This is a genomic window from Microbacterium sp. B19 (assembly GCF_000333395.1).
Taxonomy (GTDB): Bacteria; Actinomycetota; Actinomycetes; order Actinomycetales; family Microbacteriaceae; genus Microbacterium.
The window spans coordinates 1-1,287 of record NZ_BADA01000448.1; the positions used below are offsets into that span (position 1 = coordinate 1).

The 1,287-nt window shown below is 68.8% G+C and carries 1 protein-coding gene and 1 pseudogene; one reads left to right on the forward strand and one right to left on the reverse strand.

The genetic code is table 11. From position 1 onward, the window contains the following. Window positions 1-45: 45 nt before the first annotated feature. Window positions 46-90 (forward strand): annotated as a pseudogene (locus I5G_RS27375) (hypothetical protein); the annotation flags it as partial. Here I5G_RS27375 and rlmN read toward each other — a convergent pair. Continuing rightward, window positions 72-1,259 (reverse strand): 23S rRNA (adenine(2503)-C(2))-methyltransferase RlmN, encoded by a 1,188-nt coding sequence (rlmN, locus tag I5G_RS22965; protein WP_022879944.1) that lies wholly within the window; start codon window positions 1,257-1,259, stop codon window positions 72-74. The pseudogene I5G_RS27375 and the gene rlmN overlap by 19 nt on opposite strands. Between the last annotated feature and the right edge of the window lie 28 nt (window positions 1,260-1,287).

Consider the following 1,287-nt stretch of genomic DNA (forward strand, 5'->3'; position numbering starts at 1 on the left):
AGCGTGCACGAGCCGCTCCAGACCGGCATCAAGGCCATCGACGCGATGATCCCCGTCGGCCGCGGTCAGCGTCAGCTGATCATCGGCGACCGCCAAACAGGCAAGACGGCCATCGCGATCGACACGATCATCAACCAGAAGGCCAACTGGGAGTCGGGCGACGTCAACAAGCAGACGGGCACCTCGGAGGCGGTCCAGATCGAACCCGGCGTCGGATTCAGCGGGATGGGGTTCACGTGCACCCAGCCACGGCCGCGGGCGTTGAGCTTCTCGGCCAGCAGGTCAGCACGCCAGGCGTGGTCGTTCATGTCCTTGATCAGGGCGTATTCGATCGAGACGCGGCGCCCGGTCTTGTCGAAGTAGGCGCGAGCGGCATCCAGTGCCTCGTCGACCTTCCAGCGGGAGTTCACCGGGATCAGCTCGTCGCGCAGACCGTCGTCGGGCGCGTGCAGCGACAGCGCGAAGGTCACCGGGATGTCCTCGTTCGACAGCTTCGTGATCGCCGGGACGAGCCCCACCGTCGACACCGTGATGCCGCGGGCGCTCATGCCGAGGCCGTGCTCCTTGTCGACCATGACGCGCACGGCCTGCATGAGCCGCGCGTAGTTGGCGAGCGGCTCCCCCATCCCCATGAAGACGATGTTGGTGACGCGCTCGTCCTCGTGACCCACCTTGCGGGGGTCGCCGAGACCGCCCGCGCGGATCAGCGCGTTCGCGCGCACCACCTGGTCGACGATCTCGGCCGCCGACATGTTGCGCGTGAGGCCCGCCTGCCCGGTGGCGCAGAACGGGCAGTTCATGCCGCACCCCGCCTGGCTCGAGACGCACAGCGTGATGCGCCCGGGGTACCGCATGAGCACCGACTCGACGAGCGCGCCGTCGTGCAGCTTCCACAGGAACTTGATGGTGTCGCCGCGGTCGGTCTCGAGGCGACGGACCTCGGTGAGCAGCGGGGGCAGCAGCCCCGCGACGAGCTCTTCCCGACCGGATGCCGGCAGGTCGGTCATCGCGGCCGCGTCGGACGTGTAGTGGGTGAAGTAGTGCTTCTCGAGCTGCTTCGCCCGGAAGCCGGGGAGCCCGAGCTCCTTCACCTTGGCGACGCGCTCTTCGGCGGTGAGATCGGCGAGGTGGACGGGCGGCTTGCCGCGCTTGGGGCTCGCGAACTGCAGGAGCGGGCGAGGTCGCGAGGCCCGCGAGCGACGTCGACCCGCTGATCGCCCCCGTGACGACGATGTCGACGTTCTTGGTCGGATCGACATCCGACGGGAGAGCGACGAACGGGCGCGC